The organism is Paraburkholderia sp. 2C (assembly GCF_054589215.1).
In genome coordinates, this window is sequence record NZ_BAAILL010000084.1 from 1 (window position 1) to 217 (window position 217).

At 63.6% G+C, this 217-nt stretch carries 1 protein-coding gene; it reads right to left on the reverse strand.

Annotation, left to right across the window (positions count from 1 at the left end):
- Nucleotides 1–217, reverse strand: a 217-nt coding sequence (locus ACYPXD_RS34125; RefSeq protein ID WP_459719773.1) for a GH36-type glycosyl hydrolase domain-containing protein, incomplete at both ends; no start/stop codon positions are given.

Sequence of the window (217 nt, forward strand, 5' to 3'; positions counted from 1 at the left end):
CACGTGCGTCAGCGCCATCATGTCCTGCAACTGGTCGCGGAACCCATACGCGCCGCTTGCCTGGTAGAACGCCGAGCGCGCTTCGATCCGGCAGGCTAGCGTCTGATACAGCAGCCAGCCGTTGAGCATCAGGTCCATCGCCCGATCCGGCGTCTTGACCTGTACGGCGCCCAGCACGTTCTGCCAATGACGTGTCACATCAGCCAGCACCGTGTCG